This is a genomic window from Microbacterium sp. KNMS (assembly GCF_053851835.1).
Genome location: NZ_JBSQBP010000209.1, coordinates 1 through 236, shown reverse-complemented (window position 1 = coordinate 236; position 236 = coordinate 1). Strand labels below are relative to the sequence as shown.

Sequence of the window (236 nt, the reverse complement as noted above, 5' to 3'; positions counted from 1 at the left end):
CCCCGAGAGCGAGGCCGTGATCGCCGAGGTCCTGGGCATGCCCCAGATCGCCGTGCACGAAGTCACGACCTTCTACAACATGTACAACCAGCAGCCGCTGGGCAAGTACAAGCTGAACGTCTGCACCAACCTGCCGTGCCAGCTGCGCGACGGCCAGAAGGCGCTGCACCACCTCGAGAAGAAGCTCGGCATCACCATGGGCGAGACCACGCCCGACGGCCTGTTCACGCTGCAGC

1 protein-coding gene is annotated in these 236 nt (G+C 64.8%); it reads left to right on the top strand.

What is annotated here, in order from left to right; genetic code table 11:
• Positions 1–16 precede the first annotated feature (16 nt).
• Positions 17–236 (top strand): NADH-quinone oxidoreductase subunit NuoE family protein (locus tag ACWXWW_RS18365; RefSeq protein WP_455971486.1); only part of this gene is annotated, 220 nt, incomplete at its 3' end.